Raw genomic sequence first — 21,457 nt, 5'->3', positions numbered from 1 at the left:
GACATGACCAGCGAGCGAAACCGTCCGGACAGCGGCGCCGAACGCGCCAGGGAGACTCTGACCGGCCCGCCCCGCTGGGTCAAGGTCTCCGCGATCGTTGCGGGCATCCTGATCCTTGTCGTCGTTGCCGCCATGCTGCTCACCGGGGGTCAGCACGGCCCCGCCAGACACGGATTCGGCATCGGCGCACGCATCTCACACCCCGCTGCTGCGCAAAGCCAGCCTGACCCGCCCGCGATCCACCGCGACGGCGGCCAGATGTGAGCCTCCGATGATTCTGACATCCGCGACCCGGAAAGTGCTGCTGACCCTGCATGTCATGTCATCAGTGGGCTGGGCCGGAGCGGTTGCAGTCTTCGTCGTCCTCGACATTGCAGTCCTGGCCAGCTCTGACGCCCAGTTGGGACGCGTCCTCTGGTTGGCCCTGCAGGCGGCCGTGTGGTCCCTCCTCGTTCCGCTGGCCTTCGCGTCCCTGCTGACCGGCCTCGTTCTGGCGGTGGGAACCGTCTGGGGACTGTTCCGGCACTACTGGGTGCTCTTCAAGCTCGTCCTCACCCTCATCGCGACGGTTGTGCTGGTGCTGTACGTCCAGACGATCAGCACAGTCGCAGGCATCGCACAAGATCCGGCGATGTCCGGCATGGACTCTCCCTCTGCCCTGCTGCACACCGGCGGGGGCCTAGTGGTGCTGCTTCTGACAACTGTCCTGGCCATCTACAAGCCCCGGGGCATGACCCGGTACGGCCAGCGAAAACGACTGGAGCAGCGCAAGCAGACCGTGTCGTAACAGCCTGCGATTCGGCAGAGCCGATCCTCCCCCGCGGAGGGCCGGTAACCTGCGGCCCTTCGATAATCTGCGATTGACCACCTTGCCTTCCTACGCCCCGCGGGAATCAACAGGTACGGCCGAATGCGCACCAACGACAGCAGCTCCCCTGCCTTCACCGAAACACGAGGCACATTGCCTATGCCGGCTTGCTGGCCCTGACAGTAATGCATGCCTCCGCGACCCCCGCGCTGAAGCCCTTGATGAGGTGAAGTCGCCGAACGACGCGGACCGTTACCTAAATGTGACTTTTCACCGGCATGTGGGGTAGCCTCTATCGGTGCCTTGGTTTAATCGGGGCATTCCCGGGCAGAATGCCGAGCCCTGCCGCTGACCGGGATCCGTTCGCAATTTCCGATGGCGGGGACGGGGGAACCACCTTTTTACCGGCCGTGATCATTCGAGGCCTTGGGGTTAAGTCCAGACGCTCCGTATAACGACGGGGAGATGGACCGGGTGACCTTCCCACCCGAACCCGACAGCTCACCCCGCAGGCATGGGAGAGGCAAAATACCATGTCACGTAAGTCCATTTCGGCGCGCCACCGCGCCACCCCGACGCAGTCCATCGCTTTGCAGGGACTGTCGCATTCCCTGAAGTCCAACGCTGCATCAATTGCCAGGCCCGCCGCTGTCGCGGCCGTAGCATCAGGCCTCGCATTTGGCATCGGCGCCCCGGCACAAGCCGGCACCTACGCACCGGAGGGCTCGGGCAGCACAAGCACTGCATCAACCGCCCAGACCCAGACCGGGCAGGGCCAGGCAGCCGCTGCGTCTGTTGGCGCCACGCACACCGTTGTATCGGGCGATACCCTCGGGGCGATTTCGGCACGCCACGGTGTTGACCTGAACGCAGTCCTGTCAGCGAACGGGCTGTCTATTTCCTCCGTGATCTACCCCGGTGACCAGATTCGGATCCCCGGCGCCGGACAGGCTACCCAAGCGCCCCAGGCACCCCCGGCTGCCCCTCAGGCGACCCCGACGGTGCCCTCAGCACCCAAGCCGGCCGGCATGGGCATCTACACTGCATCCGCATCCATCAAGCCGGCCTCATCGCCCGCACCGGCAGCAGCCGCCTCTACAGCTCCGGCCAGCGGGGTGGGCGCCGCTCTCGTGGCCTCGGCCCGGGCCCAGCTCGGAGCAACCCAGGACTGCACCATCCTTGTGGAGCAAGCCCTGCGGTCCGTCGGCAAGTCGGTGGGCGACCTCGCGCCCCTGCAGTTCCACCAGTACGGGACCCCGGTTTCCACCCCCCAGCCCGGTGACCTGATCATCCGCGCAGGACATGTCGGGATCTACATCGGCGGCGGGCAGGCCATCAGCAGCGGCATGAACGGCGTCAACGAAACTATCGTGCATCCGGCATCCTGGCTCGGAGGATCCACCTTCGTACGGGTAAACGCCTAAGAGCCAAATCGAGATTAAACGGCGGCAGGGGCAACAGCACCTGCCGCCGTCGTGCCCCAAGAGCGGTTTGATCCCTACCGGGTGGTTGACACCTGAGAGACAGTGACCGATTCGCTTGGGCTGACACTTATCTGCCTGCACGTTTTATTGTCTTATTGCCGGAGTCTTAGGACGCCGCCGGCATCAACCCAAATGCCGCCAGACTCGGCAGGGGGGAGGTATCCCCGCCGAACCCAGCGGCTCTGATCGGTCCCGGCTTTCGGCGTCCGCTCAAGACCAGATTGGCTGGCTTCCCTAAGCGACATTCGCGACCCGGCAATGGGTTCCCTAGTCTGGTTCCATGACGGGTCCAAGCAGCGCGCGATGTTCGGCGACGAGTATGCGGAGCAGACGCGTCGATTCCTGCGCCTCGAGTGATCACGGGCATTTCGCCTTCTCCTACGAGCCGGTCAGGGGAAAGGAACCCGAAGTGGTCGATGCAGAGGACATCGTGCCGGCTAGGGGTCCGCACGAAACTGACGTGTGGTTGACCCAATGGCAAGTGGCCGAGGACGGCTTGGACGTCGCACTCGATCAACCCATCGACTGGGCTCGGTGCCGATGAATCAGGACTGGGTGGCGGGCTTGTTCGCGGGCCGTCGAACGGTGCCTTTGCAGCTCGACACCTCCGCCGACGCAGTGCGCAACCTCTCCGACCCTTCGGCTTGGACTCTTCTTTCCGGTCGCGTGGCGCGAATCATCAGATCTCCGTGCGGTACCACCCGTCGGAGGATTCAGCGGAACCTGAAGCGCGGTTGACAGAAGCTGGGGACGCCAAGCAGCACACTGTGATCAGCCTGCAGAAGCCGCGCGCACATCACGGAGAGCTTGTCGGCTGGATAGTCAGAATCCAGGGATAGCGCCCGTACAAGCACTCCCCCACGTCCAGAGATCCGGTGCTTCCTGTGGCCGAAGAGCTGTGATTTCACAAACGGTGAGACTGCGAGATTCTTAATCCCGTTGTCCAAGCACCGTCGCCGACAAATGCGACGGTCTGCCCTGCGTGTCGAGTCGGAGTGCGAGGTCTCCCAACGCGCACTGCCCCCGCGAAAGTTCCCTTAGGTCGCCACATGACGGCCCCTACTCGACGCTTTTGTCACGCTTGTCACATCCTCTTGTCACCGTACATGACATCCTTCCTACGCTAGAGGGGTCAGCGTTCCCGAGCCAAGGAGATTCCGTGCCGCATTCATCTGGTTCCGCCACCGTCCCCAACGACGCCCACAGCCCGCCGGGCCGAAAGCCCCAGAGAATCAAGAAACCAAGTTTCCTCAGCTCCCTCGGCGCGGATCTTCCTGCTTCACTCGTCGTCTTCCTTGTCGCCCTCCCGCTCTCACTGGGCATCGCCGCCGCGTCGGGAGCTCCAGTCATGGCCGGCCTTATCGCGGCAGCCGTCGGAGGCATCGTCGCGGGCAGCTTGGGCGGCTCCGCACTGCAGGTGAGCGGCCCGGCGGCCGGCCTGACCGTCGTCGTTGCCGGTCTGGTGGACGAGTTCGGCTGGCAGGTGACGTGCGCGATCACCGCTGCTGCCGGCGTCATGCAGCTACTTCTGGGGGTCAGCCGCGTAGGGCGGGCCGCGCTGGCAGTGTCGCCGGTGGTGGTCAAGGCCATGCTCGCCGGCATCGGCATCACGATCATCCTTCAGCAGGTGCACGTTCTGCTGGGCGGCAACGCAGCCGGGTCCGCGGTTGAAAATCTCGCTGCCCTTCCAGCGGCCATCACCAACGTGGAGCTGCATTCCGCCCTGCTCGGCCTGGCTGTCGTGGCCTTTCTTCTTGGCTGGAAGTACGTCCCGGGTGCGGTGCGGAAGATTCCGGGCCCGCTTGCTGCCGTCGTCGCGGTCACCGCACTGTCCGTGGCGGTAGCGCCTGGCGTAGAGCGCATCAGCTTCAGCGGTTCCCTGTTCGACGCCCTCGCGCTGCCCAGCCTGCCCGACGGCAACTGGCGCGGTGCTGCAATGGCAGTCATCACGGTCGCGTTGATCGCGAGCATTGAATCGCTGCTGTCCGCTGTGGCCGTGGACAAGATGCACACCGGCCCGCGCACACAGCTCAACCGCGAGCTCGTCGGCCAAGGTGCGGCGAACATGGTCTCCGGCATGCTCGGCGGTCTGCCGGTGACGGGTGTGATCGTCCGCAGCGCCACCAACGTTGAAGCCGGAGCCGCAAGCCGCGCGTCCGCCGTCCTCCACGGCGTCTGGGTCCTGGTGTTCTCCGCCCTGTTCGCCGGCCTCATCCAGCTGATTCCGCTGTCAGTGCTGGCGGGGCTGCTGGTGGTCATCGGCGCAAAGCTCATCAAAGTCGCCGACATCAGGACGAGCTTGCGCACCGGTGACCTCCTCGTCTACATGGTCACCCTGGCCTGCGTCGTGGTCCTTAACCTGCTCGAAGGCGTCATCATTGGCCTCGCGCTCGCTGCCCTGTGCGTTTTGTGGCGCGTGCTCCGGGCACAGATCCACGCACAGGCGCCGTCGGCTGATTCGCTTCCGTGGCGCGTCACCATCGCCGGTTCCTGCAGCTTCTTCGCCCTGCCGCGGCTCAACCGTGTCCTCCATTCCGTGCCCGAAGGCCAGGACGTCGTCGTCGAACTCAACGCCGACTACCTCGATCACGCCTTCCGCGAGGCCCTGCTTGCCTGGCAGACGCAGCACCGGAACACGGGCGGGACCGTGACTCTCGAGGAGCACGGCACCACGGCCTTCCGCGACGCCGCGGACAACACGCCCCAGCGCCAGGACCCCCGCGAATTCCCGCTGCCACCCCGCACATCCTGGCAGCCGTCACCTCTGGACAGCGCCCACCAAGCAGAGGACGACGACGGCGGGCCGCTGCCGCTGCGATCAATCCTCCTGGGCATCGACAAATACCACCGGCGGCACGCCGACAAGGTGCGCCCGCTGGTACAGGATCTCACCGAGGGACAGAATCCGGACACACTGTTCGTCGCCTGCGTCGACTCCCGGGTCAACCCGAACCTTATCACCAGCAGCGGCCCCGGCGACCTGCTGACGCTCCGGAACATCGGCAACGTCGTGTGCAGCGACGGCCACGATGCCTCGATTGATTCGACGCTGTCCTTCGCGGTCAAGGGCCTGTCCGTGGACTCGATCGTGGTCTGCGGCCACTCCAACTGCGGCGCCATGAAGGCCGTGCTGGCTGATTCCCAGGGTGCTTCGAATGCCGCACTGGGAGCGGGCTTCGATGCCTGGTTGGAACACGCCCGGCCGAGCTACCGCGAACTCATGGCCGGTCACCCCGTGGCCGTGGCCGCCGCAGCCGAAGGCTACAGCCACCTCGACCAACTCAGCATGGTCAACGTCGCCGTCCAACTCAAAAAGCTGGAAGAACACCCGGTCACCGGTCCCGCCCTGGCTTCCGGACAGGTACAGGCCACCGGGCTGTTCTACGACATCCGCACGGCCCGCGTTGTCCTGGTGACCCCGGAGGGCATCGAGCAGCTGGACCCGAGCATGGCCGTGCACTAACCGGAGCTCCTCTGCGACCAACTCTGACGCGACCACAGCCCCGACACGCCGCCTGCCCACCGTGTATCGGGGTTAGCGCGCTTTCAACGAAAGTCGTGGGGACAAGCCCAGCCGTATGCTGCCGCTGGATGGTCTGAGGCTACGGGAGGTAGCTGAGGTGCGGATTGCTTAGTGGTGCCACTGCGATGCAGGTCAGCAGCACGGCGGAGAGCCAAAGCATCCAGCTGCGGTCGAACCAGGCACGCCAGGCTGATCTGGATCCTTTGAAGACGAGGACGGGAATGGCGACCAGCTGAGCGAGGGTGATAGCCATTTCGAACTTCCGCCACCCAGGCGTAGGGGGGCAGGACGCCGGCCGCTCTTCGCCATCCCAGGCAATCCCGGGCCAGCCACCGAATTCGGCGATCGGTCGGAGCGTGCCGGTATATGCGCCCCATCCGAGGACCAGGATCATCGCAACCTCTGCCCACGCGAGTACAGTCCTCCTGCCGCTGGCTGGTGCCCACTTGGACAGTCGCACGCTCGTCGCTTCCCCCATGGTCCACTCTAGGTGTGCATTGGGATAGCGCTCCGTTCGAGCGTCCCTTTTGGGGAACCGGGGCACAGTCCACAACCAGCCCATACCCAAACGCACCCCAGCTTGTTATCTGGACCGTCAGGCCCCACCAGGGAACGGCTACTCAGCGTCGGGCTCCCTCTCGTCCATGAGCTCACCGGCGGCGATGCGTTCGGCTGTGCGCCGGTAGGCTTCGCTGACGTAGTCCTCGACGTCCTGGCGCCCGATGCGCCACATGCCTCTCCCGCCGATCTGGATGGCGCGTAGCTCCCCGGTCTTGATGAGTGCCCGGATGAGGCTCGACTTCACGTTGAGCTCTTCGGCTGCCTGCTCGACGGTCAGGAAGCGGCGCGGTGTGGGTTCATCGGACACCGGACCATCCTATGCGTGGCAGACCTGATCCACCTCTGACATTTTCCTGGCCGGGGACGTGTCAGGAGACATCTCCGGGAACGCTACGCCAGCGCCCGTGCAACGTCGTAGCCGGCCGGCTTCGCCAGCTTGTGCCGTGACCGGTCGTAACGCCGTGTGGTCCGCGGATCCGCCTGCCATAGTACGCATTCACACTCAAGTCCGGGATGGGTGGCGAAAGCCCCCTCTGGACAGCCGCTTTGCTTAGGCCTACGTCTCGGTAGGGCTGCGAGACCCACCCCGCAAGTTTGGCCAGATATAGTTTTTGAATAGGGGTGCGTCGAACCTATGCAAGGTCTCCCTCCCTTGCCTAGTTCCTTGTGTCGATGCCCGAGACTCATGTCCATCAGTTTGCTGCCGTCGATCCCCAGCCCGGTCACGGCGGCGAGGCGCTTGTCCAGTCGCATCAGCCCCGAGAAGTGCGTGTACGGCAGCAGGACTGTCTTTTCGCCGGCCAGCCTCGGCAAAGGGCACACGTTGGCCCAGGAAGTCCTCGTTGAAGCCCTTACGATCGGAAAGATGCTCGATGGTCGCAGTCTGTATGAATTCACCACCGCCGCGGGGTTAAGAATGGCCGGAATCCAAAGACTCCGTCTGGGTAGACCGGTAGTGTCCTTAACCCTGTCCTACACAGGGTCGTTGGATGGACGGGTCCAGGGACCGGTGATCGCGAGCGTGAAACCTGGGGACTGAATGTTGGCGAAGAGCCACTTGCCGTCCTTGCTGAAAGCCGGTCCGCAGAACTCAGAGTCGTTGGCTTCGTTGCGGGCCAGCGGGTAAGACCTGCCCTGGCTGGTCACGCCCACCAGATGCGAGACGCCGTCGCCGTCCTCCGCGAGGATCAGGCCGCCCTGGGGTGCCACCGTGATGTTGTCGGGGCCATCAAAGTGGCCGCTTTCCGCATTCGGGTTGGGGTTGACCCCGAAGATGGTCTTGAGGGCGATGCTCTGAGTGGCGGGGTCGTAGAACCAGACCTGCCCGTCGTGGCTATTGGCGCTGCCCTGGATGATGCGGGCGAAGCTGGAGACGAAGTAAGCACCGTCGTCGCCCCACCACTGTCCTTCGAGCTTGCGGGCGCGGGTGATCTCGTGGTTCCTGAACTGCTTCCGCACCGAGATGGTGCGGGCGTCACGGTCCGGAACGTCGATCCATTCAACGTTGTAACGCGTGCCGACTTCGGTGGCTTCGGACAGGTCCCTGATATGCGTGGATCCGAGCGAGCACTTCATGGCGTGCAGCTGCCCCGCGGTGTCGCCGCCAGCGGACACGGCCAGTTCGTGCAGCGCGCCCTTGCCCGGAGTGAAGCCTGAGGGCGGGGTCCAGCGCAGGTACAGGCCGCTGGGGTTGCCGGCGTCCTCAGTGAGGTAGATCTGGGTGGTGGCAGGGTCGATCGCGACGGCTTCGTGGGAGTAGCGGCCGAGGAATTTCAACGGGACCGGGGAACGGTCGATGTTGGCCTCGCGGCTGGCGGGGTCCACCTCAAAAACGTAACCATGGTCCTTGGTGTTGGTCCCGGACCCGGCCCGGTCTTCGGTCTCCTCGCACGTCAGCCACGTGCCCCACGGAGAGACGCCACCGGCGCAGTTGTTGTTGGTGCCGGCCACGGAGGTGTACTGCCGCACGAGGTTGCCCTCTGCATCAACGATCAGAGTGGAGGTGCCGCCCTTGGCCCCGGGATCGTACGTGAGTCCCTCCACCACGGGAACGGGAAAGGGCTCCTCTCCGTTGTTTTCGTGGTTGCAGATCAGCACAGACCCCCCTTTGGGACCGTCAAACACACCGATGCCGTCAGGATCTGATGGGTGGACGCCTTCGGCCGTTGCCGTCTCGCCGGAACGGGCAAGCAGCCTGTAGGAGAAACCTTCCGGCAGCGCGAGGATGCCGTCGGGGTCCGAAACCAGGGTGCCGTAGCCGACCGCATTGCGGGTGGCTGTATTGGACGGACGAACGAACGGGGCGAGGCTGCCGGCGCCCACGAACACGAAGCCCAGGGCGGCGGCACCTACGCCGGCACCCACGAAGAAGTTACGGCGAGACACAGGCATGGCCATGGAGATGCTCCTCAAGAAGGGTCCCTGAAACAGGTCTACTCTGCTCTCGTTCCTTGAACAACCGGTCGTGACGTGACAGCCTTACGGCCCCATGGCCCCATGGCTTCATGGGCGAGGCCCTGGAATGCCGGGTGCTGCCTATAGGGCTGGCAGTGTTGATGCCGGTCGTTCTATCTGGCGCGTGACTCGAACAAACAATGGCCCCTGGAGGGTGCATTTCCCCCGACCGGTCCGCGCTGGATGGAGCGGCCGGCGTTGACCTGTCCCACGTCGGTGGCTTGATTAGAAGCTTGCCCAGCCCCTGCGGTTGTGGCTCATCACAGTATTGCCTCGAAGTGACTCTTCCCAGGTCCAGTGCCGGTCGTGATGCGACCAGTCTTGCCCGTTCGAACGGAAGGACGCCCGCACACACACTTACGCCGTCATCGAGGCCAGTACCAAGCGACAGGTCGCGTGCGAGCAGTTCCCGACCACCTCGGCAGGAATTTCCCGCGCACTTGCCTGGGTAGGCCGACGGACAGACGGCGATATGGCCTGTCTATGGGCCGTTGAGGGTATCGGCTCTTATGGTGCACGTCTGGCCAGGGCAGTAAGCGACGCCGGCTACGACGTGGCCGAAGCTCCACGGATGAACGCCCGAGGGCGCCGGGCGATCGGCAAATCTGACCCGCTGGACGCCGCCGCCATCGGAACCGCTGTCATCGGCTTAGAGGAGTCCCAGCTCCGAGCTCCGCGCCGGGATGAAGGAACTCGTGCCGGACTCAGAATCCTGAGCACACGGGATCAGTTGACCCGGGAACGGACAGTGAATGTCAATGCACTCATCGCCTTACTCCGGGCACATGATCTTGGAATCGACGCTCGTAAACCTCTGGTTCCCGCCCAGATCGCCACGATTACCAGATGGCGGGAACGACAGGAGCAGATCGAACTATCGATCGCGCGCGAGGAAGCAGTTCGGTTGGCGCGCCGCGTTCTTGAAGTGACCACCCAGCTGACTGCGAACCAGAAGCGCATGACAGAGCTGACCCAGCAAAGCCCCGCGGCACCGCTGTTGGAGATGGTGGGCGTCGGGGCTGTCACGGTCGCTACTGTCCTGACAGCTTGGTTGCATCCAGGAAGGGGTTCGCAGCGAAGCTGCCTTCGCCTCACTGGCAGGGGTGAATCCCTTGCCACCCTCAAGCGGTAACACTGTTCGGCACAGGCTCAACCGGGGTGGTGATCGGCGCCTCAACCGAGCCTTGCACACCATCACCATGACCCGGATGACTCATGACCCCGGAACCCGGGACCACGTCGCCAAACGCACCCAAGAAGGCCGTAGCTACCGCGAAATCCGCAGATCCCTCAAGCGCTACATCGCCCGAATCCTCTACCGCCAACTCAACTCCCTTTACGCCACCGCGGGACCGGCCCATCCCACATTGCCGGGACAGACCCCTACCCGGAATAGGAGCGCACGAATGTACGATTGAGCATGCCGGGCTCGGGTTAGTGGCTGTGCGACGTGTGGGTGTCGGGTGCGGGCGCTGCGGGGGCGTCCGTCGGCTTGTCGCTGGTGCGGTCTTCGCTGGTCGGAGCCTCCGCGGGTGCCTGCGACGGTGCCGTCGTGGAGTCGTGGCTGTGGCTCTCGGAGTCGAGGGTGCTTGCGAGGGCGGACATGCCGAACCACGTCAACACGGCGACCAACACGACACCTGCGGCAAACGGGCTGACCAGGTGGCGCAGGCCGCCCTTGGCGTCCTTGGCGATGAACGCGACGTACGACATCAGCAGGCCGATCGGAGTCATCCAGGCGCTGCGCTCGGGGAACTGTTCGAAGTGCTGGATGCCGCCGCCGACCAGGCCGACGCCGAAGGAGAGCAGGAGCGAGAACGCGACGAGCGAGATGGCCCGGCTCAGCCGCGGGCGCTCATCGACGAGCACGAACTCGTTGACGATGGTGCCGAGGAGGAACACGAACGCACCGACGACGCAGATGATCGTGTACAGGCCCGGGTTGACCGGATAGTGCACGACGGCGCCGGCGATAAGGGCCGCGCCAATGAAGTAGAGCATCGCGCCGATGTAGCGCGAGTAGAGCGAGGGAGTCCGTTTCGCGAGCTCTGCCTCATAGGAGGCAACGTCTTCGCGGCTGAGGTCGTTCTGAACGGTCATTTCTGGTGAGTCTTTCGTTTTCGGGCAGCAGGCAGCCGTAGCGCCGATACCGGAGGTTGGTGCGGCGTGGCGCCGCGCGTGCTGCTCAGCAGGGCAGAATTGAGCGTCATATCTCATTTCCTTGGAAGTGGGGCTTGGCCGGACACTCTAAGACCTGCCAGAAGCAGACCAATAATGGGTTTCCCCGTCTCTGCCGGACGAAAAGCGAACGGATCCCGGGCAGCGGCAGAGTTAGGCAATCCGTTCGGGAGTGCCTGCCTCAAGGAGAATCCGGCACAACTTAGACCGTACTTCAGACCAGCAATGTTTGTCACATTCCGGTAACGGCGTGTCCGCCGTGGCACGGGATGCGCGATTGCTCTTTATACCCAGCCGGGGTAAAGGATGCGTTTTCTTGGGTTGTCGTGACATGGAAGTCCGGGCTGGTGTGGCCGGACCCGCTTGCACGGCCATTCACCCCCAGCACACCCTCGATTCTTCCTCAAAAAGACAGAGCCGGGTTTCCCCTTGTTTCTTCCGCTGCCGGGTGCAGCTGCTGCTCAACCGGAGCTTCTTCGGCACCGGCAGTGGCATCCAGTGGCAGCACATTTTGCGCCGCGCTCCTGACTGCGATGGGGTGAGACACCAGGTAAAGACGGCCGGACCGCCGTTGCCGGCTGCCGGCCGGGCGCTACCTGCCAGCTGCTCTCCCCTGCAGTCCCGGATGCGATGTCCCCGCCGGTGGTTGCAATCCGCTGATCGTGACTTTGACCAGCCGCTGGGCGGCTTCGCGGGACGTCAGCACGGCCGCCGCCCCAAGGCGTGCAGACAGTAGCCGGCGAGCTCGTCGGGGGCGACATCGTCGCCGAAAACCCCTTCCTCAGCGCCGTCGCGCAGCAGCTCCGTGAGGAATTCGTTGAGATGCTTCTGGGCCTGGCTCACATGTTGGCTCTGGTGCAGCCGCGCTGCCTCTGCCCCTGCATGGCGTGAGTAGGAAATCATGGCATATGTCTGCAGCACGGCTTCGAGCTGCCGCTCAGGGCTGTCGGCGCTGTGCCGGACCTGGGCCAGTTGTTCCAGGTGGGCCTGGACCTGGCGCTCGTGCCTAGCCGAGAGAATGGCGTCAACATCGGGAAAATAGATACGGACGTAAACGCCGTGAACGACAACAGGAGACCATGCGGCGGCATTAGCCCGCCTCACTTGGTCTACGCAACCATCACAGTTTGTCGGATTCCAACAACTGTCCACATCCTTGGCGGTGAAACGGTCTTCCGGCGGCGACAGCCCCTCTATGCGATGAGGTTCCGGCTCGTCACCGTGCTCATCCTAGGCCAGGCTTCCTGCGGAGGACCAGCCGCTCAGAGGTAACTGCAAATCCGTTCCGGATCGCAGGATTCCGGATCCGCCGACTCGGCGGCTGCATGGTATTGCGCAACGGTGGCCCGAAGGGCTGTGATCTCGGTGATCTGGCGATCCAGGTCCGTCAGTTGCCGTGCCAGCACGTCCCGGACATGGAAGCACGGCGTGGAGCCGGCGTCCCGGATCCTCAGGATGTCCTGGATTTGCGCCAGGGTCAGCCCGGCCACCTGGCTGCGGCGAATGAATTCAAGGCGGCTGACGGTGTCGTGGGCGTAGTCCCGGTAGCCGTTGGCCGCGCGTTCAGCGGGCGGGAGCAGACCACGGCCCTCATAGAACCTGATCGTCTTGGTCGTCAGGCCCGCGGCGGCTGCAGCTTCACCGATGCGCATTGTGAATCCTTCCTTCAGGTCGCTGGAAAGCCCTCCAGTAACCCTCCACTTTTCAGGGAAGGCTTTGGGGGTGCCATGGGCTCTTGACCTTCCAGCTTAGGGGAAGGTGCAGACTGAAACCAACATCCTAACCCTAAGGACGATGCGCCTGCCGGGCGCACTCACTGAAGACTCAATGGAGGATCCATGCCTGATGCAGCAACGGACTTTGATCTGGCCGTTATCGGCTCCGGAGGCGGCGCCTTCGCCGCCGCCATCCGGGCCACCAACCTCGGCAAGCGCGTCCTGATGATCGAACGTTCCACCGTCGGCGGAACCTGCGTGAACACCGGATGCATCCCCTCCAAGGCCCTGCTGGCCGTCGCCGAAGCCCGCCACGTGGCGCTCGAGGCGCACGCCAGATTCCCCGGCATCAGCACCTCGGCCGGGCCCGTGGACATGAGGGAACTCATCAACGGCAAACGGTCCCTGGTCCAGACCATGCGCTCGGACAAATACCTGGACCTGGTCGGGGAGTACGGCTGGGAACTGCGGGAAGGCACCGCCGCGTTCGCCGGCACCCCCGAGGAACCGGTCCTGGAAGTCACTGGCCCCGACGGTGCCCGCAGCGAGGTCCGCGCCGCCCACTACCTCGTCGCCACCGGATCGAGCCCCTGGGCGCCGCCGGTAGAGGGCCTGCAGGACGCGGACTACCTGACCTCCACCACCGCCATGGAACTGGAGGAAGTGCCCGAGTCCCTGCTCGTCTTCGGCGGCGGCTACGTCGCCCTGGAACAGGCACAACTCTTCGCCCGACTCGGATCCAAGGTGACCATGCTGGTCCGTACCCGCCTCGCTTCCGCAGAGGAACCCGAAGCCTCCCGTGCCCTAATGGGAGTCTTCTCCGACGAGGGCATCCGCGTAGTCCGGCGCGCGGCCGTGACCTCCGTCCGCACGGACCCCGGCGCGGAAGAAGTGATCGCCACAGCCACCATCGACGGAGGCCAGGAGGAATTTCGGGCAACGAAACTGCTGGTCGCCACCGGCCGCCGCGCCGTCACCGAGGGCCTGAACCTGGACACTGTCGGGGTCAAAACCGGAGACCGCGGCGAGGTCCTGGTCCAGAACACGCTCGTCAGCTCCAACCCTCGGATCTGGGCCGCTGGAGACGTGACCGGGCACCGCGAATTCGTCTACGTCGCCGCCGCCCATGGATCCATCATGGTGGAAAACGCCTTCAACGACGCCGGGAGCGAAGTGGACTACCGGCACCTGCCGCGTGTCACGTTCACCAGCCCGGCGCTGGCGGCTGTCGGCATGACCGACAAGGAAGCCCTGGACGCCGGTATCCGCTGCGAATGCCGGGTCCTGCCGCTGGAATACGTTCCCCGCGCTCTCGTGGACCGCGACACCCGCGGTTTCATCAAAATAGTCGCCGACCACGCCTCCGGAAAGATCGTGGGAATCACCGCGGTCGGCAAGGAAGCCGGGAACCTGGCCGGGGCCGGCGTCTACATCCTTGAAGCCGGAATGACCGTCGAACAGGTGGCGAACCTCTGGAGCCCCTATCTGACCATGGCCGAAGGCATCAAAATCGCGGCCCAGTCATTCAGCACCGACGTCTCCAAACTTTCCTGCTGTGCCTCCTGACCCCTTCAGCTACCCCACCGCCACTGACACTCAAAGGAACGACAATGACGAACGACGTCAACCAGGTCACCGGGCGCCTCGCCTCATCCGAAACCGGCATGGAACCCTGGCTGTGGCTTCCGCTGCTGAAACTCCTCGCTCAAGGCGAGCCCGTCGACACGGCCACTCTTGCGGCGGCCACAGACCGAACCATCGAGGAAATCCGCACCGCCCTGCATGCCATGGCGGACACCGAATACGACGGCTCAGGCCGGATCGTCGGACAGGGACTCACCCAGCGCCCCACCCAGCACCACTTCGAAGTGGACGGCGAACAGCTCTACACCTGGTGCGCACTGGACACCCTGATCTTCCCCACCCTCCTTGGCGCTCCGGCACAGATCGAATCGACCTACAAATCCACCGGTAATCCCGTTCGGGTGAGTGTCGACAGTTTCGGTGTCACCAGCGTTGAGCCTGCCACCGCCGTGGTCTCACTGGTCAACCCGGAGAACATCGGCTCTGTCCGTTCGTCCTTCTGCAACCAGGTCCACTTCTTCGCCTCACCGGAAGAAGCCATGCCGTGGCTGGAGAAGCACCCCGACGGCACCGTGATCCCCGTCGAGGAGGCCTACCGGCTCGCCTCCGCCATGGCCGAACAGCTGCTCGCCCAGCCCACCGGCAAACCCGCGAACGGCCTGCAAAGCTGCAGCTGCTGAAACGCGGAGGCACGTGAGGGAAGCGGTCAAGAACAATGAAAGCGGACGACAAATACACCTGCTCCTGCTGCGGCCGAACCATGCCCCGCAAAAGACTGCACGCCCTCGGACCCGAACACTCCTACATCTGCCGGCGATGCGGCCTGTGGGTCGCGCTTAGGCTTCAAGGGGATAGGTTCACCTGACGGATCAGCGGCCTGACGAAACGCGGAGGGCGCGCTAATACGCCCCTTAGACAGCGTGGCCAATCGTCTGGCCTTTGATGTTGGTGGTGCACTGTTAGTGCTTCCCGTTCCATTCACGGTGCTCTCCCGAGCAGTAGCCCTGCTGGGCTCTCATCGGGCGGGCTGGGGCGGACCAGCCTGCCCATGGCCCGCGAACACGACCTTCCACACTGGCTCTCCGCCGTCAACCCCCGCTACAAACTTCCTCACCGCAGCAACTCGGCCGGGTTCGGGCAGGCGCTGCTTCCCCGATGAGTGTCGCGCGCATGTTTGACGGCAAGTCGGATACCGCTCGTTTGCTCCGCGCATACATGGTTAAGGACATAGACCCGGCGGGCCCATCAGCAGCAGATGGTGGGCGCCGGCCGCGGCCACCTCAAGGGCACAGCGCGCTTCCGCCTGGCCGGACACGTCACACATGTCCGGGACGGGCGTGTCCACGGACACCGGCTCGGTCCCGCCTGAATCCTCTTCCGGGTCGAAGTCAAGGACAAGGTCCTGCGGGTCAGCCCCGAAATCGAACACCAGCTGCGCCAGGGTCCGGTAGCCCAGGACCCTGGCGCCGGGGACGAGCTCCGCCTCGGCGACATTCGCCTGGGCAACCACAATGTCGTGGAACCCCGCCTGCACCGCGGACATCACGGCCGGAAGGATTCCGCGGACAGGCCTGAGCCGGCCGTCCAGTCCCAGTTCGGCGATGAAGACGGTGCGCCCCGTTGGCCTGATATCCTCCGCTGCCCGCAGCACCGACATCGCGATGGCAAGGTCGAAACCGGAACCGCGCTTGGGAAGCGACGCCGGAATAAGGTTGGCGGTGATCTTCCGCCGGCTCAGCGGAATGCCGGAGTTCTGCGCCGCCGAGCGGATGCGGTCCCTGGCTTCGTTGAGGGAAGCATCGGGGAGGCCGAGAAGCACGAATGCCGGCAGGGTCTGGCCGATGTCGGCCTCGACCTCCACGATGTAACCGTTCAGGCCCACGAGGGCCACCGAATAGGCTCTCCCCAGGGCCATCACAGCACCTCCTTGAGGTGCTCAACGGTTGGTTCGCCAACGCCGTCGTCCAGCACGGCAATAACGTCCACCCGGCGCAGGGGCAGCTGCAGCCCATGGTCCCGGCACCAGGCCGAACCCAGGCGGTGCAGGCGGGCGAGCTTGTCCGGGCCCACCGCTTCGAACGGGTGACCGTAGGCGAGTGAGCGCCGCGTTTTCACCTCTGCAATCACGAGGGCATCGCCGTCCAGGGCGACGATGTCGATTTCGCCGTCGGGGCAGCGCCAGTTGCGCTCCACGATCAGCATTCCCAGTGATTCCAGGTATTCGGCCGCGAGCTCTTCCCCGCGCCGGCCCAGCATGTCCTTGGCTTTCATGTCCACCTCCGCATCCAGCCTGCGGGGGCCGGGTCATGCGGAACAGCCTGCTATTGGGCTATGTGGAAAGGCCGGGAGAATATCGGGGAAAGACCGCGTGTGGAGGAACAGTCGAAGCCAGAAATAGCAGCAACAGCCTCAGTTGCCGAGGTCGACGTCCTTGGGCAGCGCGAGTTCCTCGTTGCGCGGCAGTTCCTCGACGTTGACGTCCTTGAACGTGATGACCCGGACGCTCTTCACGAACCGCGCTGAACGGTAGACATCCCAGACCCAGGCATCCTGGAGCGTGAGGTCGAAATACACCTCACCGTCGGCGCTGCGCGCCTGCAGGTCCACGTGGTTGGCGAGGTAGAAGCGCCGCTCGGTCTCGACCACATAGCTGAACAGACCCACGACGTCGCGGTACTCCCGGTAGAGCTGGAGCTCCATGTCGGTCTCATAGTTCTCAAGGTCTTCGGCACTCATGGTTCCATCTTGCACCATGCGGCGGAAACCCGCGCACCACGCTGCCCGGACAGCAGCTTCGCTACTCGGTCAGCAGGTTCCAGCTCACCCGGTGATAGGGGCTGGGGCCGCGGGTCCGGATGGCCTCCCGGTGGGCGGAGGTGCCGTAGCCCTTGTTGACGTCCCAGCCGAAGTCCGGGAACTCAAGATGCAGCGACTGCATGGTGCGGTCCCGTTGGACCTTGGCAAGGACGCTCGCGGCAGCGACGCTGAGGCACTGCATGTCGGCCTTGACGAGCGTATGGACCGGCGCGTCGCACCCGGGATCCACCACGACCTCATCGAACAGGGAGGGCTGGACGGCGGGTGACAGCCAGTTGTGGCTGCCGTCGAGCAGGACGACGTCAGGGGTGATGCCGGCGCCGAGGATCGCAAACCAGGCCCTGTTCCCGGCGGTCCGGAGGGCGCCCATGATGCCGAGTTCATCGATTTCCCGGGCACTGGCATGTCCGACGGCGGAGGCAACGCTCCAGGCCCGCACCAGGGGATCCAGGCGTTCGCGGTCCGCCGCCTTGAGCAGTTTGCTGTCCCGGACGTCGGCGAGCAGTTCCATGTTCTGCAGGTCCACGACGGCGATTCCCACACTTACCGGCCCGGCAAGGGCGCCGCGGCCTACCTCGTCGACGCCGGCCAGGAACCGCGCACCGCGGGGCAGGAAGCGCTTCTCGTAGTCAAGGGTGGGTGCAACGGACATGGCTAACCTGCCGAGGGGACATTCTTGAAGACGTCCGGGTAGTTGTCGAGGGCGGCCCAGCGGTTCATCGGCCAGGCGATCACTGCTGCCTTGCCCTCGATATCGGCGATGTCCACGAAGCCGCCGTTGCTGTCTGTGTGGGCCCGGGAGTCCGCCGAGTGGTTGCGGTTGTCCCCCATCACCCAGACCTTGCCCTCGGGCACCACGACGTCGAAGGTGCGCACGGCCGGGACTTCGGCCGGGTTGACGTATTTCTCGTCCAGCGCAGCCCCGTTGACGGTGATCTTCCCGCCGTCGTCACAGCAGACGACGCGGTCCCCCGGAAGCCCGATGATCCGTTTCACGAGGTGCTGCTCGGAGTTGTCCGGCAGCAGGCCCACGAAGGTCAGCCCGTCCTCCACGACGCTGAATGGCCCGTCGGCCTTTGGCGGGGTGGGCGGCAGCCAGCCCTTGGTGTCTTTGAAGACCACGACGTCGCCGCGTTCGAGGGCGAAAGGCTCCGGAACCAGGAGGTTCACGAAGATGCGGTCGTTGATGTCCAGGGTGTTCACCATGGACTCGGACGGAATGTAGAAGGCCCGGAAGAGGAAGGTCTTGATGAGGAAGGACAGCACGACGGCGATCACCACCACCGTGGCGATTTCCTTCAGCCACAGCAGGAGGGGGTTGCGGTCCCGGCTCTTTTCCTGCCGGCGGGAGCCGGAACGGGAGGGTGATGCCGCACCGGAGCCGGGCACTGCCGGTTCCGAAACGGGCTCCTGGGCGGCATGCCGTCCCGGCCCCGCAGCACTCTGCCGCGGCTCTGAACTCCCGGGATCGATTTCCGGCATCTACTGTCCGTCCTTTGTTGTTGTTTGAGCCGCCAACGGCGGCCGCGCCACTGACGCAAATCTATCAAGCGGCCAGATGATCTGTACCGGCCTGCCGATTACCCGGTCCACCCGCACCATGCCGCCGCCCGGCGCCCCCAGCAGGCTTCGGGAGTCCGCTGACACCGAGCGGTGGTCACCGAGCAGCCACAGCCGGCCCTCCGGAACGGTCACGTCGAACTTTTGCGTGCTCGCGGCGTCACCCTGATACAGATACGGTTCCACCAGCGGCTGGCCATTGACTGTGAGGCGGTTGCCGGCGTCGCAACAGACCACGCGGTCGCCGGGCAGGCCGATGACCCGCTTTACATATGTAGTATCACTGCCGGTCAGTCCCAGCCAGTGCCCCGCGGCGGCCGCCGCTTCCTGCAGCGGACCCTGCCCGCTGTTCAGCGGGGCGAACGAGCCCCGGCCATCGAACACAACGACGTCGCCGCGGCGGATCGGCTCCGTCTGGAAGGCGGTGCGGGACACCAGGATCCTGTCGCCGGTCCCGAACAGCGGCTCCATGGAAGCGGACGGGATGTAATAGACATCCAGCCAGAGGGAGCGGATCAGCCCGCTGATAAGGACGGCGGCCAGCACTGCCAGCAACGCAAAACGCCAGCCCGGTTTCCCTGGCTGGCGTTTCGTCTGATCCATAGTCCGTATCCTGTGGCGCTGTTGCGGATGGTTCCGGCGCTGGCCGGACACGGGCTGGGGACCCGCCGTGAAAGTCCGGTCGGACTTACTTGGCGGCGCTGAAGTCGCGCTTTTCCTTGATCTTCGCGGCCTTACCGCGCAGTGCACGCATGTAGTAAAGCTTGGCGCGGCGAACGTCACCCTTGGTGACAACCTCGATCTTTTCGATGATCGGGGAGTGCACCGGGAAGGTACGCTCAACACCGACACCGAAGGAAACCTTGCGGACGGTGAAGGTCTCGCGGATGCCGTCACCCTGGCGGCCCAGGACGAAGCCCTGGAACACCTGGACACGGGAGTTCTTGCCTTCGATGATGTTCACGTGAACCTTGAGGGTGTCACCCGCGCGGAACTCGGGAACGTCAGTGCGCAGCGAGGCTGCATCTACGGAATCGAGGATATGCATTGATCCACTCCTGGTGAACGCCACAGGTCATCCACTTTGGGTCACGGCGGCCAAGCCCGAAGAATTCCGGGAATCGCCGCCGAAGTGTTGAAGTCCGGTCCCGCCACCGTTTGGCAGCACCGGGGTGTCTTGCTGTTGGCTACGCTCCCCCTGTGGCAGGCGCGGACCCAGCAGACACAAGGACTAATTTTGCCATATGTGGCACGAATTGGTTAATCCCGGCGCCTCAGGTGACCGTCGACGACGTCGTACCCCAGGTCAGCGAGAGCGGTACGGTCTGCGCGGGGCAGCGACCCGGCGTCGAACGTTTCGAGCAGGTCAGGACGGCGTTCCGCCGTCCTGCGGTACTGCTCGTGCCGCCGCCACTGCGCAATCTTGCCGTGGTTGCCGCTGAGCAGGACGGCCGGAACCTCCCGGTCGCGCCAGACCGACGGCTTGGTGTACACCGGGTACTCCAGCAGGCCGTCCGAGTGCGACTCTTCAACGAGCGATTCGGGGTTCCCCACGACGCCGGGGAGCAGCCTGCCGATGGCTTCCACCATGGCCAGGACGGCCACTTCACCGCCGTTGAGGACATAGTCGCCGAGGCTGACCGGGCGGACGGTGAAGTGTTCCGCCGCCCATTCGATGACGCGCTCGTCAATGCCCTCGTACCGCCCGCAGGCGAACACGAGCTGCTCCTCCTCGGCAAGCTCGTACGCCAGCTCCTGGTTAAAGCGCTCCCCCGCCGGGGAGGGCACGATCAGCACGGGCTTGGCCGCGCCGGCCGGCCGGGCAGCCGCCACTGACTCCAGCGCCTGCGCCCACGGCTCGGCCTTCATCACCATGCCGGCGCCGCCGCCGTAGGGGGTGTCGTCAACGGTGCGGTGGCGGTCGGTGGTGAAGGTGCGCAGATCGTGCACATTCAGGTCCAGCAGCCCGTCCTGGCGGGCCTTTCCGATGAGCGACAGTTCCAGCGGTGCCAGGTACTCGGGAAAGATGCTGACGACGTCGATCCTCATCTACGCTTTGGCCTCCGGCTCGGCGTCGTCCTCGGCGGTGTCCCGGCCCCGGGTCTCCGGGTCCTCCCCGCCTTCCTCGTTGATCTCGAACAGGCCTGCCGGCGGAGTGAGCAGGACATAGCCCTCCTCGATGTTCACTTCCGGGACGATCTGCTCCACGAACGGGATGAGGATTTCCTTGCCGTCGGGGGTTTCCACGACGAGCAGGTCCTGCACCGGCATGGTGTTTAGGGCGGTGACCTTACCCACGGGCTGCGAACCGACGCGGGCCTCAAGGCCGACGAGCTCGTGCTCGTACCAGCCTTCGTCGTCGTCCTCGTCAAGCTCTTCGGTCTCGATGAACAGCTTGGCGCCGCGCAGGGTCTCCGCCCGGTTGCGGTCAGCGACCTCCTGGAAGCCGAGCAGGAGGATGTCCTTGTTCCAGCGGGCACTGCGCACGGTGAGCGGCCCGGCCGAGGCCGGCTCCACCACAAACTCGGTGCCGGGGACGAACCGGTCCTCGGGCGCGTCGGTGAGCACCTGGACGGTCACCTCGCCGCGGATTCCGTGGGGCTTGCCGATACGGGCCACCTGAAGCTGCATGTGTTCCTCTGTTTGATGCATGTCGATGCATGGTTATGACTGTGCGGGCGTGCTGGCCATCGCGGGGCCAGGCCCAAAGCAGTCCGGCCCCTCCACCGTTAGCTGGTGGAGGGGCCGGACATTAGGACAAGCGTTGCAGGCG

At 64.8% G+C, this 21,457-nt stretch carries 20 protein-coding genes, 2 pseudogenes and 1 riboswitch; of the genes and pseudogenes, 7 read left to right on the top strand and 15 right to left on the bottom strand.

The genetic code is table 11. The annotated features are described in order from the left end of the window. Nucleotides 1–3: 3 nt before the first annotated feature. From BWQ92_RS19230 to BWQ92_RS19215, 4 genes are all read left to right on the top strand, one after another. On the top strand, nucleotides 4–264 hold the full coding sequence (locus BWQ92_RS19230; protein WP_076802287.1) for a hypothetical protein: 261 nt from the start codon (nucleotides 4–6) through the stop codon (nucleotides 262–264). A gap of 7 nt (nucleotides 265–271) precedes the next feature. Continuing rightward, nucleotides 272–787, top strand: a complete 516-nt coding sequence (locus BWQ92_RS19225) for a DUF2269 domain-containing protein (protein ID WP_076802286.1) — start codon at nucleotides 272–274, stop codon at nucleotides 785–787. 381 nt (nucleotides 788–1,168) lie between these two features. Then, nucleotides 1,169–1,338: riboswitch (cyclic di-AMP (ydaO/yuaA leader) on the top strand. 3 nt (nucleotides 1,339–1,341) lie between these two features. Continuing rightward, complete coding sequence (locus BWQ92_RS19220; RefSeq protein WP_076802284.1) at nucleotides 1,342–2,232, top strand: C40 family peptidase; 891 nt, start codon at nucleotides 1,342–1,344, stop codon at nucleotides 2,230–2,232. 1,219 nt (nucleotides 2,233–3,451) lie between these two features. After that, complete coding sequence (locus BWQ92_RS19215) at nucleotides 3,452–5,755, top strand: SulP family inorganic anion transporter (protein WP_076802281.1); 2,304 nt, start codon at nucleotides 3,452–3,454, stop codon at nucleotides 5,753–5,755. Between the two features lie 139 nt (nucleotides 5,756–5,894). Here the strand turns inward: BWQ92_RS19215 and BWQ92_RS23650 are convergent, their stop codons facing one another. The 3 genes from BWQ92_RS23650 to BWQ92_RS19200 all read right to left on the bottom strand — a co-directional run bounded on the left by BWQ92_RS23650 (nucleotide 5,895) and on the right by BWQ92_RS19200 (nucleotide 8,773). Continuing rightward, complete coding sequence (locus BWQ92_RS23650) at nucleotides 5,895–6,068, bottom strand: hypothetical protein (protein ID WP_157365206.1); 174 nt, start codon at nucleotides 6,066–6,068, stop codon at nucleotides 5,895–5,897. Nucleotides 6,069–6,431: 363 nt separating this feature from the next. Beyond that, nucleotides 6,432–6,683 (bottom strand): helix-turn-helix domain-containing protein, encoded by a 252-nt coding sequence (locus tag BWQ92_RS19205; protein WP_076802276.1) that lies wholly within the window; start codon nucleotides 6,681–6,683, stop codon nucleotides 6,432–6,434. 665 nt (nucleotides 6,684–7,348) lie between these two features. Next, nucleotides 7,349–8,773 (bottom strand): alkaline phosphatase PhoX, encoded by a 1,425-nt coding sequence (locus BWQ92_RS19200; protein ID WP_076802274.1) that lies wholly within the window; start codon nucleotides 8,771–8,773, stop codon nucleotides 7,349–7,351. 400 nt (nucleotides 8,774–9,173) lie between these two features. Here BWQ92_RS19200 and BWQ92_RS19195 point away from each other — a divergent pair. Beyond that, nucleotides 9,174–10,167 (top strand): annotated as a pseudogene (locus BWQ92_RS19195) (IS110 family transposase); the annotation flags it as partial. 97 nt (nucleotides 10,168–10,264) lie between these two features. On the opposite strand, the gene BWQ92_RS19185 reads toward BWQ92_RS19195, so the two are convergent. From BWQ92_RS19185 to BWQ92_RS19175, 3 genes are all read right to left on the bottom strand, one after another. Next, the gene (locus BWQ92_RS19185; RefSeq protein WP_076802267.1) at nucleotides 10,265–10,930 is read right to left on the bottom strand and encodes a hypothetical protein; all 666 of its coding nucleotides are present in this window, start codon (nucleotides 10,928–10,930) and stop codon (nucleotides 10,265–10,267) included. Between the two features lie 777 nt (nucleotides 10,931–11,707). Then, a complete protein-coding gene (locus tag BWQ92_RS19180; RefSeq protein ID WP_076802264.1) occupies nucleotides 11,708–12,112 on the bottom strand; it encodes a hypothetical protein in 405 nt (134 codons plus the stop codon). A gap of 158 nt (nucleotides 12,113–12,270) precedes the next feature. Beyond that, entirely contained in the window at nucleotides 12,271–12,660 is a 390-nt protein-coding gene (locus BWQ92_RS19175) for a heavy metal-responsive transcriptional regulator (protein WP_076802262.1), read from the bottom strand. A 186-nt stretch (nucleotides 12,661–12,846) separates the two neighbouring features. On the opposite strand from BWQ92_RS19175, the gene merA reads away from it, so the two are divergent. Both merA and merB read left to right on the top strand, forming a co-directional pair. Beyond that, nucleotides 12,847–14,289, top strand: coding sequence for a mercury(II) reductase (gene merA / locus BWQ92_RS19170; RefSeq protein ID WP_076802260.1), 1,443 nt, complete (start codon nucleotides 12,847–12,849; stop codon nucleotides 14,287–14,289). A 44-nt stretch (nucleotides 14,290–14,333) separates the two neighbouring features. After that, nucleotides 14,334–14,987, top strand: a complete 654-nt coding sequence (gene merB / locus BWQ92_RS19165; protein WP_076802257.1) for an organomercurial lyase MerB — start codon at nucleotides 14,334–14,336, stop codon at nucleotides 14,985–14,987. Nucleotides 14,988–15,538: 551 nt separating this feature from the next. Here merB and BWQ92_RS19160 read toward each other — a convergent pair. The 9 genes and pseudogenes from BWQ92_RS19160 to rimM all read right to left on the bottom strand — a co-directional run. After that, nucleotides 15,539–16,222: pseudogene (locus BWQ92_RS19160) on the bottom strand (magnesium chelatase domain-containing protein); the annotation flags it as partial. After that, complete coding sequence (locus tag BWQ92_RS19155) at nucleotides 16,222–16,578, bottom strand: YraN family protein (RefSeq protein WP_076803835.1); 357 nt, start codon at nucleotides 16,576–16,578, stop codon at nucleotides 16,222–16,224. The gene BWQ92_RS19155 and the pseudogene BWQ92_RS19160, both read right to left, overlap by 1 nt. Before the next feature lie 138 nt (nucleotides 16,579–16,716). Continuing rightward, the gene (locus tag BWQ92_RS19150) at nucleotides 16,717–17,043 is read right to left on the bottom strand and encodes a DUF2469 domain-containing protein (protein ID WP_003806068.1); all 327 of its coding nucleotides are present in this window, start codon (nucleotides 17,041–17,043) and stop codon (nucleotides 16,717–16,719) included. 61 nt (nucleotides 17,044–17,104) lie between these two features. Beyond that, nucleotides 17,105–17,776: a ribonuclease HII gene (locus BWQ92_RS19145; protein ID WP_076802255.1), complete on the bottom strand. Its 672-nt coding sequence runs from the start codon at nucleotides 17,774–17,776 to the stop codon at nucleotides 17,105–17,107. 2 nt (nucleotides 17,777–17,778) lie between these two features. After that, nucleotides 17,779–18,606, bottom strand: a complete 828-nt coding sequence (gene lepB / locus BWQ92_RS19140; protein WP_076802252.1) for a signal peptidase I — start codon at nucleotides 18,604–18,606, stop codon at nucleotides 17,779–17,781. Then, a complete protein-coding gene (gene lepB, locus BWQ92_RS19135; RefSeq protein WP_076802249.1) occupies nucleotides 18,607–19,287 on the bottom strand; it encodes a signal peptidase I in 681 nt (226 codons plus the stop codon). It abuts the gene before it with no gap. An 85-nt stretch (nucleotides 19,288–19,372) separates the two neighbouring features. Next, nucleotides 19,373–19,732 (bottom strand): 50S ribosomal protein L19, encoded by a 360-nt coding sequence (gene rplS / locus BWQ92_RS19130; RefSeq protein WP_076802247.1) that lies wholly within the window; start codon nucleotides 19,730–19,732, stop codon nucleotides 19,373–19,375. 212 nt (nucleotides 19,733–19,944) lie between these two features. Beyond that, nucleotides 19,945–20,733: a tRNA (guanosine(37)-N1)-methyltransferase TrmD gene (gene trmD, locus BWQ92_RS19125; RefSeq protein WP_076802245.1), complete on the bottom strand. Its 789-nt coding sequence runs from the start codon at nucleotides 20,731–20,733 to the stop codon at nucleotides 19,945–19,947. Further along, nucleotides 20,734–21,315 (bottom strand): ribosome maturation factor RimM, encoded by a 582-nt coding sequence (gene rimM, locus BWQ92_RS19120; protein ID WP_157365205.1) that lies wholly within the window; start codon nucleotides 21,313–21,315, stop codon nucleotides 20,734–20,736. It abuts the gene before it with no gap. Nucleotides 21,316–21,457: the final 142 nt, after the last annotated feature.

Origin of the sequence: Arthrobacter sp. QXT-31 (assembly GCF_001969265.1) — a bacterium.
Classification (GTDB): Bacteria; Actinomycetota; Actinomycetes; order Actinomycetales; family Micrococcaceae; genus Arthrobacter.
The sequence above is the reverse complement of the archived record's forward strand: the minus strand, read 5'-3'. Positions and strand labels throughout refer to the sequence as shown.